15 protein-coding genes are annotated in these 15,658 nt (G+C 44.5%); 13 read left to right on the top strand and 2 right to left on the bottom strand.

The window, feature by feature from the left end:
• The first annotated feature begins 545 nt into the window (after positions 1–545).
• The 12 genes from PF479_RS13520 to trxA all read left to right on the top strand — a co-directional run bounded on the left by PF479_RS13520 (position 546) and on the right by trxA (position 13,094).
• The gene (locus PF479_RS13520) at positions 546–1,280 is read left to right on the top strand and encodes a FadR/GntR family transcriptional regulator (RefSeq protein WP_298007489.1); all 735 of its coding nucleotides are present in this window, start codon (positions 546–548) and stop codon (positions 1,278–1,280) included.
• Between the two features lie 223 nt (positions 1,281–1,503).
• The gene (locus PF479_RS13525; protein ID WP_298007490.1) at positions 1,504–2,406 is read left to right on the top strand and encodes a dihydrodipicolinate synthase family protein; all 903 of its coding nucleotides are present in this window, start codon (positions 1,504–1,506) and stop codon (positions 2,404–2,406) included.
• A 68-nt stretch (positions 2,407–2,474) separates the two neighbouring features.
• Positions 2,475–3,365, top strand: coding sequence for a 2-hydroxy-3-oxopropionate reductase (gene garR, locus PF479_RS13530; protein WP_367277245.1), 891 nt, complete (start codon positions 2,475–2,477; stop codon positions 3,363–3,365).
• A gap of 18 nt (positions 3,366–3,383) precedes the next feature.
• Positions 3,384–4,715, top strand: a complete 1,332-nt coding sequence (locus PF479_RS13535; RefSeq protein WP_298007492.1) for an enolase C-terminal domain-like protein — start codon at positions 3,384–3,386, stop codon at positions 4,713–4,715.
• A gap of 58 nt (positions 4,716–4,773) precedes the next feature.
• The gene (locus tag PF479_RS13540) at positions 4,774–5,799 is read left to right on the top strand and encodes a hypothetical protein (RefSeq protein ID WP_298007493.1); all 1,026 of its coding nucleotides are present in this window, start codon (positions 4,774–4,776) and stop codon (positions 5,797–5,799) included.
• A gap of 77 nt (positions 5,800–5,876) precedes the next feature.
• Positions 5,877–6,326, top strand: a complete 450-nt coding sequence (locus PF479_RS13545; protein ID WP_298007495.1) for a tripartite tricarboxylate transporter TctB family protein — start codon at positions 5,877–5,879, stop codon at positions 6,324–6,326.
• A gap of 21 nt (positions 6,327–6,347) precedes the next feature.
• Positions 6,348–7,877, top strand: a complete 1,530-nt coding sequence (locus PF479_RS13550; RefSeq protein ID WP_298007497.1) for a tripartite tricarboxylate transporter permease — start codon at positions 6,348–6,350, stop codon at positions 7,875–7,877.
• On the top strand, positions 7,874–9,406 hold the full coding sequence (garD, locus tag PF479_RS13555) for a galactarate dehydratase (RefSeq protein WP_298007499.1): 1,533 nt from the start codon (positions 7,874–7,876) through the stop codon (positions 9,404–9,406). Before PF479_RS13550 ends, garD begins: the two co-directional genes overlap by 4 nt.
• Before the next feature lie 22 nt (positions 9,407–9,428).
• A complete protein-coding gene (locus tag PF479_RS13560) occupies positions 9,429–10,559 on the top strand; it encodes a mandelate racemase/muconate lactonizing enzyme family protein (RefSeq protein WP_298007501.1) in 1,131 nt (376 codons plus the stop codon).
• Positions 10,560–10,632: 73 nt separating this feature from the next.
• Entirely contained in the window at positions 10,633–11,643 is a 1,011-nt protein-coding gene (locus tag PF479_RS13565) for an AEC family transporter (RefSeq protein ID WP_298007503.1), read from the top strand.
• Between the two features lie 370 nt (positions 11,644–12,013).
• A complete protein-coding gene (locus PF479_RS13570) occupies positions 12,014–12,769 on the top strand; it encodes a hypothetical protein (RefSeq protein WP_298007505.1) in 756 nt (251 codons plus the stop codon).
• A gap of 4 nt (positions 12,770–12,773) precedes the next feature.
• Positions 12,774–13,094, top strand: a complete 321-nt coding sequence (gene trxA / locus PF479_RS13575) for a thioredoxin (protein ID WP_298007507.1) — start codon at positions 12,774–12,776, stop codon at positions 13,092–13,094.
• Between the two features lie 16 nt (positions 13,095–13,110).
• Here the strand turns inward: trxA and PF479_RS13580 are convergent, their stop codons facing one another.
• A complete protein-coding gene (locus tag PF479_RS13580; RefSeq protein WP_298007509.1) occupies positions 13,111–14,151 on the bottom strand; it encodes an Ig-like domain-containing protein in 1,041 nt (346 codons plus the stop codon).
• Positions 14,152–14,245: 94 nt separating this feature from the next.
• Here PF479_RS13580 and PF479_RS13585 point away from each other — a divergent pair, with 94 nt between their 5' ends.
• On the top strand, positions 14,246–15,370 hold the full coding sequence (locus PF479_RS13585; RefSeq protein WP_298007511.1) for a vWA domain-containing protein: 1,125 nt from the start codon (positions 14,246–14,248) through the stop codon (positions 15,368–15,370).
• A gap of 57 nt (positions 15,371–15,427) precedes the next feature.
• Here the strand turns inward: PF479_RS13585 and PF479_RS13590 are convergent.
• On the bottom strand, positions 15,428–15,658 hold a 231-nt coding region (locus PF479_RS13590; RefSeq protein ID WP_298007513.1), incomplete at its 5' end, for a hypothetical protein.

Consider the following 15,658-nt stretch of genomic DNA (forward strand, 5'->3'; position numbering starts at 1 on the left):
AATCTATACCTCTTGAATCTGAAAAAGATTTAAAATTGGAATTGTTCAATACTATAGCATTAATAAATAGAAAGTCACCAACATTGATGTTAGTGACTTTCCTTCTGGATATTCATCTTTTCAGGTGAAGCAGGTCTGAAAAATTACTCTTGAAGAACACCAGTCATCCTCTTACTATCGCTCCCAATGTTGTTGTGTCTGAAAAGAATGCAGACAGCTGATTGTAGCCATACACAAGATAGTTTTCTTCCTTTTTTAATACTTTTCTGACAGTGTTTATATTTTTTCTGTCATTCTGTTTTAATTCCCACCTATTTGATTAATAGAGGCATATCTGATTATCAGATTAAGATCATTAAATCTATTGTTTTCCTGTTTTCAGTTGAAAATTAATGAATTATAAAATTTGATATAAGCAGTTTGGGAAAAAGAATACATTTTAAATATTTAATAGGGAAGGAATTAAAATGTTGAAATGAGCCTTTATAAATAGGTAGAAATAAAAATTGACAAATAGAAGTTTTGCTGATAATCTAATAATCAGTATGATAACAGATAAACAGATTGAATCTGCATCCGTTAAAACCAATGACTCGGAAAGTGAAAACAGACTTGTTATTTTGCTGCAGGAATATATAGCAGCTGAAAAATTGGAAAAAGGTGACAAATTACCTTCGATTATGACCTTTGAGAAATTATGGGGCTTCAATCCCAGTCAGATCCGTACTGGTCTTCTTAAAGCATCCATGTTGGGAATCATTAATATAAAACCTCGATCTGGAAGTTATGTCGGGAAAATTGAGGCATCCGATTTCATCTACAATATAAATCTTGTCTATCGACTGATTATTAATAATGAAAAATCGAATCTATTTGATCTCTATGATCTGAAATATTGTATTGAAGGGGAAGCATGCAGAATCGCCTGCCGTTTTAGAACTGATAAAGAGCATTATCAGTTAAAAAAAATTATTGAAGCGATGGGCTCTGTCGACGATACGAAGCAGATGGTTCAACTGGATGAAGAATTTCATCGTCTTATCACTGATATTACAAAAAATAATATGTTTATCATCCAGGTGGCCGCGATTCATCAGATATTACATGCTCCTAGAATAGCAAACTCACACTACAAAGATAATTATGAAAAATACCATAAAGATCATATTGATCTTTTTAATGCCATAAAGGAGCAGGATGAAGAAGAGGCTGTAAAAATAGCATACCTTCATCACAATCGGAACAAAGAGAAGTGGATGGAGATCCATTCAGTTATATAGACCATCTATATATAGAATATAGAAAATCCCAAGAAATAAATATTTTATGGGAAAGAGGTCTTTATCGGTATCGTACCAGATACTGTTTGTGCACCAGCTGTGTTCAAAAGTGGGCAATCAGATGCTGGGAAAACAAATATATTAAGGCGTGAAATTGAGCACCTGATTCTTAATGATTTCAAATATTTTTTAGCTACTGCCAATGAAATTTCAGGAGATAACATTGAAAAATAAATTTCTATTAAATGGGGTTGTCCCTCCTATAGTCACCCCAGTTGACGAACTGGAAAATGTTGATAAAGCAGGTTTGGAACGTGTTATTGAATATGTTATGGACGGAGGAGTTCATGGTGTTTTTGTAAATGGCAGCAACGGAGAGTTCTATGGTCTTGATTTCGAGAATCAGAAGCGAGCCATAGAAGTGGCTGTTGAATACATTAACGGGAAGATTCCTGTCTATGCCGGGGCATCTGCCATTACAACAAAAGAAGCGGTCCGTCTGGCAAAAATGTCTCAGGATGTCGGTGCGGATGCTTTGACTGTACTGACACCTATGTTTATTCAGCCCTCAGAACAGGAATTATTTGATCACTTTTCAGATATTGCCGTAAGCTGTGATCTTCCTGTCATTCTTTATAACAACCCGGGTAAGACAAATAATCAGATCTCTCCCCGCTTGTTGAAAAGACTCCTGGATGTAGAGAATATCTGCGGTATTAAAAACACATCCATGGATTTCAGTATGACCATGAAATATATCGAAACGGCAAACGACAGAGATGATTTTGCAGTTTTCGGGGGTATTGATTACTACGTTTATGCCACCCTGTGTCATGGTGGGGCAGGGTGTGTAGCCGGTACGGCTAATGTTGCTCCCAGACTGGTCGTGGATATATATGAGAACTATGCAAAGGGTGATCATCTGGCGGCGCTCAATGCTCAGAAGGCCTTAATGCCCATAAGAGATGCTTACGGTTTAGGAACGTTTCCCGTGATGATGAAGGTCATGCTTAATCTTTTGGGAGTGAATGCCGGAAAGCCCATAAGACCAGTGTCTTATGTGGGAGAGGATGTATTAAGACAGACAGAGAAGATCCTGATTGAATCTGGGTTGCTGTCTCAGTAATCAGGAACGATCAAAGAATTTTATAAGATCCGTAATAACAGGATTATATATCTTTGGAGGATATCAAAATGAAAATTGGATTTATCGGACTAGGAATCATGGGGAAACCCATGGCTAAAAACCTGCTCAAAGCGGGGCATGAACTTATTGTTTTAGACATGAATAAAGCGGCTGTTGAGGAATTGATCAATGCCGGAGCAAGTTCTGCCGTGACTCCTGCAGAAGTCGCCTCTCAAACAGATGTAGTTATCACTATGCTCCCGAATTCTCCCCATGTGAAAACAGTCGCTCTGGGAGAAAATGGGCTGATCGAATCTGCTGCCCCTGGCAAAGTCCTGATTGATATGAGTTCTATCGCCCCGGGTGTCTCTCAGGAAGTAGCTGCCGGACTGGAAGCCAAAGGCATGGATATGCTGGATGCTCCCGTTTCCGGTGGAGAGCCCAAGGCCATCGACGGAACCATTGCTGTCATGGTTGGCGGTAAAAAAGATGTCTTTGATAAGTACAAAGATATCATGGACGTCATGGGTGGTTCGGTTGTTTATGTCGGAAAAATCGGGGCAGGAAATACAACTAAACTCTGTAATCAGATCGTTGTTGCTCTGAATATCGCTGCCGTTTCCGAAGCTATGGTTCTTGCCAAAAAAGCCGGCGTGGATCCCGACCTTGTCTATCAGGCAATCCGCGGCGGTCTGGCCGGTAGCACCGTCATGGATGCAAAAGCTCCAATGATGATGGATAGAAACTTTAAACCGGGTTTTAGAATTGATCTGCATATAAAGGATATGACCAATGCCCTGGAAACTTCCAGAGCGGTAGGTGCTCCTCTTCCCATGGCCGCTCTGGCAATGGAGATTATGCAGGCGATCAAGCAGGATGGCTGCGGTGTTGAAGACCACTCCAGTATTGTGAAATTCTATGAAAAACTTGCCAATATCGAAGTAACAAGAGAAGCGTAATATTTTAGGAGAAACTTGATGAGTTCTACACCTGTAATTACAGATATGAAGGTCATTCCAGTTGCCGGGAGGGACTGTATGCTCCTTAATCTGAGCGGAGCCCATGCGCCGTACTTTACCCGTAATATTGTTGTTCTGACTACGGATACGGGTGAAACCGGGATCGGAGAGGTCCCGGGGGGTGAAAAAATCCGGCAGACTCTGGAAGATTCAAAAACCCTGGTGATCGGATCTTCCCTGGGCGACTATAAAAATGTCATGAACCGTGTACACAAAAATTTTCTGGATAGGGATTCAGGTGGAAGGGGTCTTCAGACCTTCGATTTGAGAACCACTGTACATGTTGTGACTGCCATTGAGTCCTGCTTTCTGGATCTGCTGGGAAAATACCTGAATGTTCCTGTTGCTTCTCTCTTGGGAGACGGTATGCAGAGAGAGTCTGTTAAAGTCCTTGGCTACCTGTTCTACCTGGGGGACCCTGACAGAACAGACCTCCCCTATGCCAGAGAAAAAAGTGGGGAAACAGAGTGGTATCGCATCCGGCATGAAGAGGCAATGACTCCTGAAGCTATTGTTAAGCTGGCGGAAGCATCCAGCGAAATGTATGGTTTTAAAGACTTCAAACTCAAAGGCGGGGTACTGGAAGGCCGCGAAGAAATCAAGGCTATTAAAGCCCTGAAAGAAGGTTTCCCTGACGCAAGAATTACCTTGGATCCTAATGGCGGATGGAGTCTGAAAGAAGCGGTTGAGCTTTGTAAGGATATGCAGGGCATACTGAGTTATTGCGAAGACCCCTGCGGTGCCGAAAGCGGTCTGTCCGGCAGGGAAATCCTATCGGAATTCCGGAAAGCCACCGGTTTGCCCACCGCGACCAATATGATTGCCACCGACTGGCGTCAGATGCAGCATTCTGTGGCATTGAACAGTGTCGATATTCCTCTGGCAGATCCCCATTTCTGGACAATGTCCGGTTCTGTCAGGGTCGGTCAGATGTGTGATGCCTTCGGTTTAACCTGGGGATCTCACTCCAATAACCACTTTGATATTTCCCTGGCTATGACCGCCCATGTGGCGGCGGCAGTTCCCGGAAAGGTCACGGCTATCGATACTCACTGGATCTGGCAGGAAGGTCTGGAACGCCTTACTGTGAATCCCTTGAAAATTGTAGACGGACACATAGACATCCCTGAAAAACCGGGTTTGGGTGTGGATGTTGATATGGATCAGGTCATGAAAGCTCATGAGCTGTATGTAAAACAGAACCTTGGGGCAAGAGATGATTCCGCGGGTATGCAGTATCTGATACCCGGTTGGAAGTTTGATAATAAAAAGCCCTGTATGGTTCGCTAATAAAATCGGAATCTTCAGAGTCTGTAAGGCTCTGTAAAAAATAATTAAGGAGATCTTTATGAAAAAATTTTTATTTATCCTTATGAGTCTGCTGGCAATGTCTGGCCTCCTGTTTGCTGAAGGTCAGAGTGACGACAGTAAACTTCTGAAAGGAAACCTTAGAATTGTTATCGGTTCCTCTTCCACAGGTGGAGATACCTATGCAAACTCTGCTATCATTGCAGACGCTCTTGCTTCAGAACTGGGGCTTAATGTAAAAGTTGATGCAACCGGTGTAAATGGTGCTTTTGATGCTCTGAACAGAGACTCTTCGGGTCATACCATCATGATGTTCCATGATCAGGCATATCTCGGTTACCTCTATGGAAAGGAAGGCTATGACAATCCTTTCGTAAAATATGTTGTTGGTCCTACTGTTGCCATTAATCCCGGTAATGCCTACCTGGCACCTAAAAATTCACCCTACAACACTCTTCAGGATGCTATTGATGCAGCAGGATCGGGTACACAAGTCCGTGTTGCAATTCAGCCCGGCGGAGTTTCCGAAATTGGATTTACCGCCATGAAAAATGCCGTTTCCATCGAGTATCCCGGAATGGAAGAGAATATGGTAGCTGTAAACACAGGTTCTCAGTCAGACAAGAACCAGCTGCTTTTTGACGGCCAGGCTGATATCATCAACGGTTCTATCCAGGCGAATGAACAGTATACCAACCTGCCGGCAGACGATATAAAAGCAATGAAATTCCTGTGGCTGACAGCAAGGACTGCGACAATTTCCCAGGCAAATCCAGAGGGTTACGGAGATACTTCCAGAGATGACCTGCTCAAGTTTGTAGAACCTGGACTGGCGAACGATTTTACTTTTGATAAGGAATTTTTCGTCCTCTATAATAAAGAGATGGATCCTGCCCTTGTAAAATATTTTGACAAGGCACTCACCAAAATCTTTGAAGCCGGAGAAATTCAGAATACCCAGAAAAAGGCGTTCTTTATCCCTAACTTTAAAGCTTCTGATGAAGCCAGCACCTATCTGAAAAAGAAGATGAATACCTATGAGGGGATCATTGCATCCCTGAAATAAGCTTGATACCAAATTGAGTCCAGGATCTCCCGGAGTTCACATTCCGGGAGATCCTCTAATTTCGACAGGAGGTCATTGTGTCCGGAATCAGTGATTTATTTTCCATTACAATCGATTTTGAAAAGTCCCATCTGTTTTTTCCAAGAATAATGATTGGGGTTATCATTCTGCTTCTACTGATTATTGGTCTCCAGAGTCTCATTAAAAGACTGGGTGAAGGAAACCTTATAGAATCATTGAAAGGATTCCGGTTCTTTGAAGAGAATTACGATAAAATTAAACTCTACGGCTCTATCGCTTCAGTAGGAATCTATTTTTTCCTGATGGATTATTTAGGCTCTTTTTTTCCTAACCAGGGGCTTGGATTCCTCATTACTTCCATACCCTTTATGTTTACTATGTCATTTTTATTAGTTGGAAAAGATAATTTCAAAAATCATAGGACATCCATTGTGATCAGCTCGATTGCCACACCTCTGCTCTCATGGATTTTGTTTGCCAAGATATTCTTTATCACTCTACCCTAACAAAGAAAATAGGATTTCATTATGGAAATATTTGCATTAATTACCCCGATAACACTAATGCTCTCCACTCTGGGAGTTGCCGGGGGAATCATCTTCGGAGCCATCCCTGGAATGACCGCTACTATGGCTTTAGCGGTATTTCTGCCCATTACCTATGCACTGAATATTAATCAGGCTCTGTCATTATTGATTGGATTGTATGTAGGCGGTATTTCCGGTGGTCTGATTCCCGCCGTTCTACTCAATATTCCCGGGACACCCTCTTCTATAACCACTACATTTGATGGTTATCCAATGACCAAAAAAGGTCAGGGTGAGCGGGCGTTGAAAATAGGGATAGTGTCTTCACTTATCGGAGGTCTTATCTCTGCTGCTGTCCTGGCAATCTTTGCACCGGCCCTGGCGGATGTTGCTATCAGATTCTCATATGTTGAGAAATTCCTGATTATCGTTTTCGCCCTGACTGTCATTGCATCCATATCTCAGGGGAGTATGATGGTCGGCCTGTTGAGCGGATCTATCGGTATTTTACTCAGTCTGATCGGAACTTATGAATCCACTTCTGGTGGTAATGACCATCTCCGACTGATTCCGGAAATCCTCAAACCTTTACTCCGCAGCGGATTTTCCCTTCTGCCGGTATTGATCGGTATGTTTGCTCTGACCGCTATATTTACAGAAGCTGAAAAGGGCGCACATGAAGGACCACGTCAGAAACTGGATCTGAGCTCCGGTGCCAAATTCAAGTTCTCCATTTTTAAGGATCAAATAGTCAATGTTTTTCGCTCTGGACTTATCGGAACCTTTGTAGGACTCCTGCCCGGAGTTGGAGGAAGTGCCGCCTCTGTACTCTCCTATACACAGGCGAAAAACTTTTCCAAGCATCCCGAGAAAATGGGAACCGGGGTTACCGAAGGTCTTGTCGCCTCGGAAACTGCCAACAACGGCCTGACCGGGGGGGCCCTTATTCCTTTAGTCTCCCTGGGAATACCAGGAGACAGCACAACAGCCGTATTGATCGGAGCATTTACATTGCAGGGTATCCAGCTCGGACCTCTTTTCATCAATAATAATCCGGAAGCCTGGAACGGCATGCTCAGCTCACTGATCATCAGTAATATAGTCATGTTCTTTATGATGTTCTTTGCCATCAAATACTTTGCAAAAGTGGTCTTTGTACCAAAATTTATCCTTTATCCTATCATCATCGTGATGTGTACTGTCGGTGCCTATGCCATAAACTACGGTGTAATGTTCGATGTCTGGACCCTTCTGATTTTCGGTATTCTGGCATGGATCGGAAGTAAAGTGAAAATCCAGATCCCCTCTCTTCTGATTGGATTTATCCTGGGGCGCCAACTGGAAATTTACTTTGTTAAAAGTCTGGAGTCTTTTGGGACTTTTACTATCTTCTTCACTAAAAGTAAAATTGCCTGGGTTCTTTGGGCATTCATAATTCTTTCAATTGTCTGGTCAATAGTTCTGGATAGAAGGCAGAAAATCCTTTCTAGAAAAGAAACAACAAGTGGAAGCAAAGAAGAAGACCAATGATACAAGCGATTAAGGTGCATGAGGATGATAATGTAGCCGTTGTTGTTTCCGGCAGCGGTATGAAGGCAGGAGACGTTCTGGAGTCTCATAATCTCACACTACTGGATTTTGTTCCCCAGGGGCACAAAATCGCCCTGGTGGATATTCCTGCAGGATCTAAGATTATTCGTTATGGAGTTCACATTGCTACAGCAAAGGAACTGATTCCTGCTGGTTCCTGGGTCAGTGAACAGATGTCGGAGATTCCCAGTTCTCCGGCGTTGAATAAGCTGGTATTTTCCAAACCGGCAGAGGTTAAAGCGGAATCCCTGGAAGGCTATACCTTTTGGGGTTACCGAAATCCTGAAGGTTCTGTGGGAACCAGGAATGTCCTTGGAATCACGACCTGTGTACAGTGTGTCTCCGGAATGGTGAATCAGCTGGTCCGCCGACTGAAGGAGGAAGAGCTGCCCAAGTACCCCCATGTGGATAATATTGTCGGCCTGAACCACAGTTATGGATGCGGAGTCGCCATCAATGCACCGGCGGCTATCATTCCCATTCGCTCAGTCAAAAACCTCTCTACCAATCCCAATCTGGGAGGAGAGGTGATGATGGTCGGTCTGGGTTGTGAAAAGCTCGAGATGAAGGATCTGGAAGCATTTCATAAAGAAAAGGGAACAACCTCTCTTTCCACCCTTATAATGCAGGACGAAAGGTATCAGGGATATCAGGGTATGATGGATGCCGGAATGGAATTAGGCCGAAAACACCTGGAAAAACTGAATAATCGGAAACGCGAGGAGTGTCCTGTTTCTGATCTTGTTGTGGGAATGCAGTGCGGCGGTAGCGATGCCTTTTCCGGCATCACTGCCAATCCGGCCATCGGTTATGCTGCTGATCTTCTGGTCAGGGCGGAAGGGACAGCTGTTTTTTCCGAAGTGACAGAAGTGCGGGATGCGGCGCCTGTTTTAGCCTCCCGATGTTCTACAGAAGAAATCTTTCATAAGCTGATTAAAGAACTGGACTGGTATGACAGATACCTTAATAGGGGCGGGGCCGACCGGAGTGCCAATACAACACCCGGAAATAAAAGTGGCGGCCTGGTTAATATTGTTGAAAAAGCTATGGGGTCCGTTGTTAAATCAGGTTCCATGAATATAGCAGATGTAGTGGGACCTGGTGAAAAACTGACAAAAAAGGGCCTGGTCTTCGCGGCTACACCTGCCAGTGACTTCGTCTGCGGGACTTGCCAGCTGGCATCAGGGATCAGCATGCAGATATTTTCAACCGGAAGGGGAACACCTTACAGCCTGCCTATTGCTCCGGTAATCAAAGTCTCTTCCAGAAAAGAACTGTCTCAGTGCTGGTTTGATATTATCGATCTGGATGCTGGAAGAATAGCCTATGGTGAAGCGACCATTGAAGAAGTGGGTTGGGAGCTGTTCCACCTCATTCTCGATGTAGCCAGCGGAAAAACACAGGCGGCAGTGGAGAAACTGAACATTCAGAATGATCTTGTACTCTTCAATCCGGCACCAATCACATAAATAATAGACAAGGATATTCTTCGTGTCACACCAGCAAGATAAAATCATCAGAATTAAAATATCCAAACTGCGGCTCCCTTTGAAAAAACCTGTCAGCGATGCCAAAGTCCTGACAGGTGTTCAGAAAAAACCTCTGGAAAATGTGGACCTCCTTTTTGCTCATATAAGAACTAAACAGGGGTTGGAAGGCCTGGGGTTCAGCTATGCCTTGAGGGTCGGGGGCCGAGCTCAATATGCCCATGCCAAAGAAATCGCAGGAACCCTGATAGGGGAAGATCCCTATGATATTCAAAAAATCTGGAATAATCTGATGTGGCTCAGCGCCACGGCTGGAAACAGCGGGATTACTGCTCAATCTATTGCGGCCATCGACTCGGCACTCTGGGATTTGAAAGCTAAAAAAGCCGGGCTGCCCCTTGCCAAATTGATAGGTTCCCATTACGACTCTGTCCGATGCTATAACACATCCGGAGGCTACCTTCAGGCATCCATTGAAGAAGTCATCGAGAAGTCCCGGGAATCTTTGGATAGAGGCATGGGGGGGATCAAAATGAAAGTGGGACAGCCGGATATGAATAAAGATCTCCGCCGTCTGGACACTCTACGGAACGAACTGGGTCTGGATATCCCTATCATGGTGGATGCCAACCAGCAGTGGGACAGAGTTCAGGCTCTTCAGTTCTGCCGGCAGGCAGATCAGTACCATCCAGAGTGGATAGAAGAGCCTCTCAACGCGTATGATGTGGAAGGTCATACGGCACTCACGGCGAAAGTGGACAGCCCGATTGCAACAGGAGAGATGCTCTGCAGCAGCGATCTGCTGAAACAGTATATCTCCCATTCAGCAGTGGATGTGATTCAGCCGGATGCAGCCCGGATCGGAGGAATCACACCTTATCTGAAGATTGCAGATCTCGCAGATGCCGCTGGTATGCGGGTGGCTCCCCACTTTATCATGGAAATCCATGTCCATCTCTCAGCCTGCTATCCCCGGGAATCCTGGGTAGAGCACTTTGAATGGCTGGAACCGCTGTTCAATGAGAGGCTGAAGATTCAGGATGGTAGAATGTATGTGCCTGAAGGTCCCGGTCTGGGATTTACCCTGAGCGAATACTACACGAAGTGCCTGGAAGAAGAAGTCATTCTGAAATAAAAAAATGCCGGCATTTTGAAGCGGAGCAGAAAATTCCATCCCTGGTTACCAGCAGTGGAGAGGTAGAACATCCATGACTCAGTACTTTTTGCCCGTTTTCTATTCTCTTCTCCAAATCTTTATCCTTGCGGGAATAGGATTTGTACTCCGTAAATATATGAAATGGAAGAAAGAGGTCTTTTCAGGGATCAGTCAATTAATTGTAAATATAACCCTCCCGGCCATGTTTATATCCCGCATGTCAGCAATGGACAGATCAGATCTTATTTCAGGGGCATTCTTTCCATTCTATACATTTCTTGTCTTCGGTATATCCTTTCTTCTCAGCTTTGTTTTTGCACATCTTTTCCGGATTCCCAAAGATTCCAGGAACACATATCTGGCTCTGAGCAGTTTTGGAAATGCCGGATATATTCCTCTCGCTCTGATTGATATTTTCATAGTTACAATCAGCGGTTTCAAGGAATATTTTCAGTCGCCACTCCCGTCATTGTATATAGGGGCCTACCTTTTTACCTATAGCCCCATCTTATGGAGTGTTGGACACTATCTGGTAACGGGGGCAACGGGACGATTGAGGATCAGGCAGTTTCTGACACCACCGGTTATCGGAATTCTGATCGGTGTGTCATTGAGTCTCCTGGGGTTTGGTCATGTTCTTTCTGATTTCTCTCTTCCCTTCTACTATATCCATGGGGGTCTTAAAACACTCGGTTCAGTTACATCCCCTCTGATCCTTCTGGTTTTAGGAGCCATGGTGGGAGAGCTCAAATTCAGAAAATCCCTTACCTGGGATGATCTAAAATTCGCTCTGTCTCCCATGCTTGTGAGATACCTGGCAATGCCTGCCCTGTTCCTGCTGCTTCTAAAAAAGTCCCCATATTTACTCGAACTAGCTCCGGCCATTCTGCTTATCCTTTTCATGGAGACGATTGTTCCTCCGCCGGCAAATTTTTCCATAATGACGAAAACTGCCGGAAAGAATGAAGAGGAGACTGCCTTCTCTATTCTAGTCACTTATGGATCATATCTTCTAGTTTTTCCTGTATATCTGATGATTTATTTTAATATAATCCGGTTTTAAGACCTTTTAAATACGCAGGAGGCATCTGGATTCAATTTTTGGTGTATTTCAGAAGACGGATACATTATGAGAGTACTACTCTCCCAATGAAGTTGAAAGCCCGGAAGAATTGACTCTTATTGTCCCCTGGAATGAAAAAAAAGGAACGCCATTCAGTAACATCTGGTATAAATCGTATCATTCCCGGAATGATTCCCAATTAAGTGAAATCATTTTCATGAATTTTGTATAAGCGGGATTCATTCAATATTAATGATGTAGGGTCTATAAGAATTATTGCAGATATTAGTGAAGAAGGACCGATATAAGCCGTTCATTTTAACATGGGAAACATTGACCAGACTTGCTCAAATAGCTGATAATGAAAATAATGTTTAAACGCAAAAAAAGGGACAAGCTGACTGCCAAAGAAGTGGAAACAGCTCTGGTCCGTATCCGAAAAACATATGATGATTACATCATAAGCTATATGACTCCCATCGATGAAAAATCCTCCTTTGAAGACCGATATATTGAGGCTCTTCATGCCCGGGTAGACCTGACCCGGTTTATCAAAGACGAAATCGTTTATCTCCAGCAGCTTATCCAGGAGAGTGAAGAGAATAAAGTTCGTCATGAAAACAAGGCCTCTCCTGCAACCAAACCACTCAAGGGTTTTGCTGACAGGATCATCGAAGAGCTGGAACGGCAAATTGAATCCTATCCTATGATAGTCCTGCATGATGATGCCTCTGATGAAGTGAAGAAGCTCTATGGTGCCCTGAATGTTCTTGATAACGAGTATTGGTCAACAGTCTCCTCATTCATCAGAAAGGTGCATTCTTCCACTGTAAGTTATAATCTGGAAAACAGGTTATTCCGCATGACCACCATCGGCGGAGATGATGTCCCACCGGAGCTGGACCGGTATTTATTTCTACTGAAGCAGGGTGGAAAGTATTCCACCGAACTCTTTCGGGAATCCCAGGAATGCATTAAAAGGGCCTCATTTTTCCTCCACGAACTCCATCTTATCCTGCTGGAATGTCAGGACCGCGGATTAATGGACGAAAGTGTTGAAATTGCTTATAATTATGTTGAAGATATAATAAGAGATTTTAGACTTAAGGATTTAAAAAGGAGTTAATTGCATGTCAGAAGTGATTCTTACAGATGATACATTTGAGAAAGAGGTATTAAAATCGGATGTACCAGTTTTAATAGATTTTTGGGCCGAATGGTGTGTGCCCTGTAAAATGCTCAGTCCTCTAGTGGCTGAGATAGCCGAAGAATATGAGGGTAAAATCAAAGTCTGTAAAGCGAATGTGGACGATGCACCCGAATCCTCAGGGCGCTATAATATTCAGAGTATTCCAACCCTTATGGTATTCAATAAAGGGGAGATTGTTAAACAGAATGTGGGTGTGATCCCCCGGGATTCCATCGAAGAAATGTTCAAAAGCCTTCTCTGATCCTTCAATAAACGCATCAGGACGAAGGGGCATACTCTTCGTCCGTGTTTATAGCTCCGAAGCTTTTCCCACTCGTCGGCACGGTGTGCCAATCAATCATGCTATCTGTATCTAAGGAACTGCTGCCTCTGCACAATGATCTTGTGGCTGTGGTGTAATAAGATGGAATTGCCTCTTTGGGAGAGATGGATTCATCGCTGAAAGCCCAGGCTCCCATTTGATACAGATCGGCTGCCGCATCAAAGGTCCGGCTGGTCCATCCCAGATTGTCGTCTTCCGGGTCCGGTTCCCTGTCGGAATACACCACACCGTCAATTAAGACTCCTTCGGGAGCATTATAGATGGTCAGGATGCCATTGGCCCCAGAGAGACCGGTGTCATCAGGAAGCCAGAGATCCCAGGCCTTATCAGAGCTGAGCTTTCCTCCCGAGATCGTCTTATCCCGGCTCTCTGAGATCTCTTCAGAGAGAAATTCCCGGCGGCAGTGAATGATGATATACTCCCCCTCTGTCAGTTCAATATCGGGAAGTATATAACGGTATTCATAATAGCGGCGGGTTCCGTAATAGAGGCAAATCCCGGCAGTGTTGCCCTCTGAGAGGGCATAGAGTTCTATGCAGTCAGGATTGCTCTCGGATCCTTGCGGATTAAATTCATTGATCAACAACTCTGGCACCCGGGGATTCCATCCCCAGAAGAGAAGGACGAAACGGCAGCTGTTGCCGCTTGTATCTTCCACTGTTAAGGCGGCCTTGTAGGGACTCCCCGGTACCAAGGGCATCTGGGGAGTCAGGGTCAGAGTCGTTTCATTCAGGACCGTAAGCTGTGCCGTTTCACCCGATTCAAGCTGGATTGATTCACTTTGGGCTTTGACTGGCTCATCAAAAAGGATATAGACATCCTGACTGTCAGTGGGTGAAATTTCCAGAAGCCGGGGAGGCGACAGGTCCGGTTCCAGGAACAAATCTTCACCGCATTGAAGGGAACAGGCGGAGAAGCAGGAACTGAGAAGCAGGGTATAAAGTCCATACATTTTAAATCGGTCCAGTGTATTCATATTTAAAAGCTCCTTAGAATCTTAACAGACCTTATTGATGGGATGATTCAAAAAATCTCGTCATGAAGGAAGAAAATGAGCCGATAAATATAACATGAGAAAAGGAATAGCTGTTTTTATAATCATGTTAACTTTTACCCTGGTCTCCCTGTCTTCTCAGGAACTGACCATCGAGCCGGGAGATGTCTATATCGATATGGTAGGGGAGGATGGTTTTCATCTCTGGATCAGACAAAAGCCGGGAATGAACTCAGTCCTTTTGACCGAATCAACGGCAGATCCTGAGAAACTGAGAGATTCCTTTGCTCTGAGGGCCTATGAATTCAATGAAATAAACGGCAATGAAGCAAGGATGCTGGATGGAGAACTTCTACCCCGGGACCGGGGGATGTATTACCTCATTGATTCCAGTCCTGTTTATAATGAATTGATGGAAGGTATGGCTTTTCAGATCTATGTTCCCCTGCAGCTGACCTATGGTTACGCCTGGAGCAGGGAGGGGCAATTAGATATCCGTCAGGGAACATGGTTGAATATAAGGGCCTTTTCAAAGGCCTATGCGGATTACTCAGGAATCTATCAGGACAATCCCTTTATTCTGTCTACCCGTATCAAGGAACTCCCCCCTGCAGTCATTCCGGAGATTGCTGATAAAGAGCTGGAAGATATCATGGAAGAGGCCGCCCTGATGACGGGAGGAGCGTTTATCCGTGCCGATGATGGTGATGATGCTGTAGACAAGATAGGGCGGATCATCACATCTGTTGAGGGCGGCAGTATCGATGTGGTCCTCGTCGTGGATTCTACAGTCAGCATGAAAAATGACATCAATTTTATACAGAAAAAACTGGTTCCACTGGTGAAAACCCATATAGAGGGATTTGACTCTTTCAGGATCGGCATCGTCCTGTATCGGGATTATAAGGAAGCCTATCTGACAAAGGAAACTCCCTTTCAGACAGATCTGGATAAGGTTCAGTGGTATTTGGACCGGATTACTGTCTCAGGGGGACGGGATATTCCTGAAGCGGTGTATGAGGGAATCTTCAGCGGTATTTCCAATTATGAGTGGACCTCAGATCATCGCATCATCATTCAGGTGGGAGACGCATCGCCCCATGAGGTTCCTAAAGGTGAAATTACCAAGGAGATGGTGTACCGGGAGGCTGCAGAACTGGGCATTTCCATCTACCCCATTCTGCTTCCGTCGGAGTATTGATTTGGAGGCCCTCCTTATTGAAGGGGTTAAAAAAACCGCGTAATGCGGTTTTTATATTTACCTGGGTGGGGGGGCTCCACCATCGTTGGAAATCTTTCTGGCCGGATATTTTTCGGGATCTACTTCCGGGGTCGGCCGGCCTTCCAGGTTGGCAAGAACCTTCTCAGCCAACACCTTATACCGGGGAGGATATAGGGTGACATAACTGCTGCTTTCGTATTGTTCCAGTACGTTCTTCAATTCCAGAATTGCCAGATCTTTGGCCCCCAGCTTCTTATGAAGAATGGC

This window comes from Oceanispirochaeta sp. (assembly GCF_027859075.1).
Lineage (GTDB): Bacteria > Spirochaetota > Spirochaetia > DSM-2461 > DSM-2461 > Oceanispirochaeta.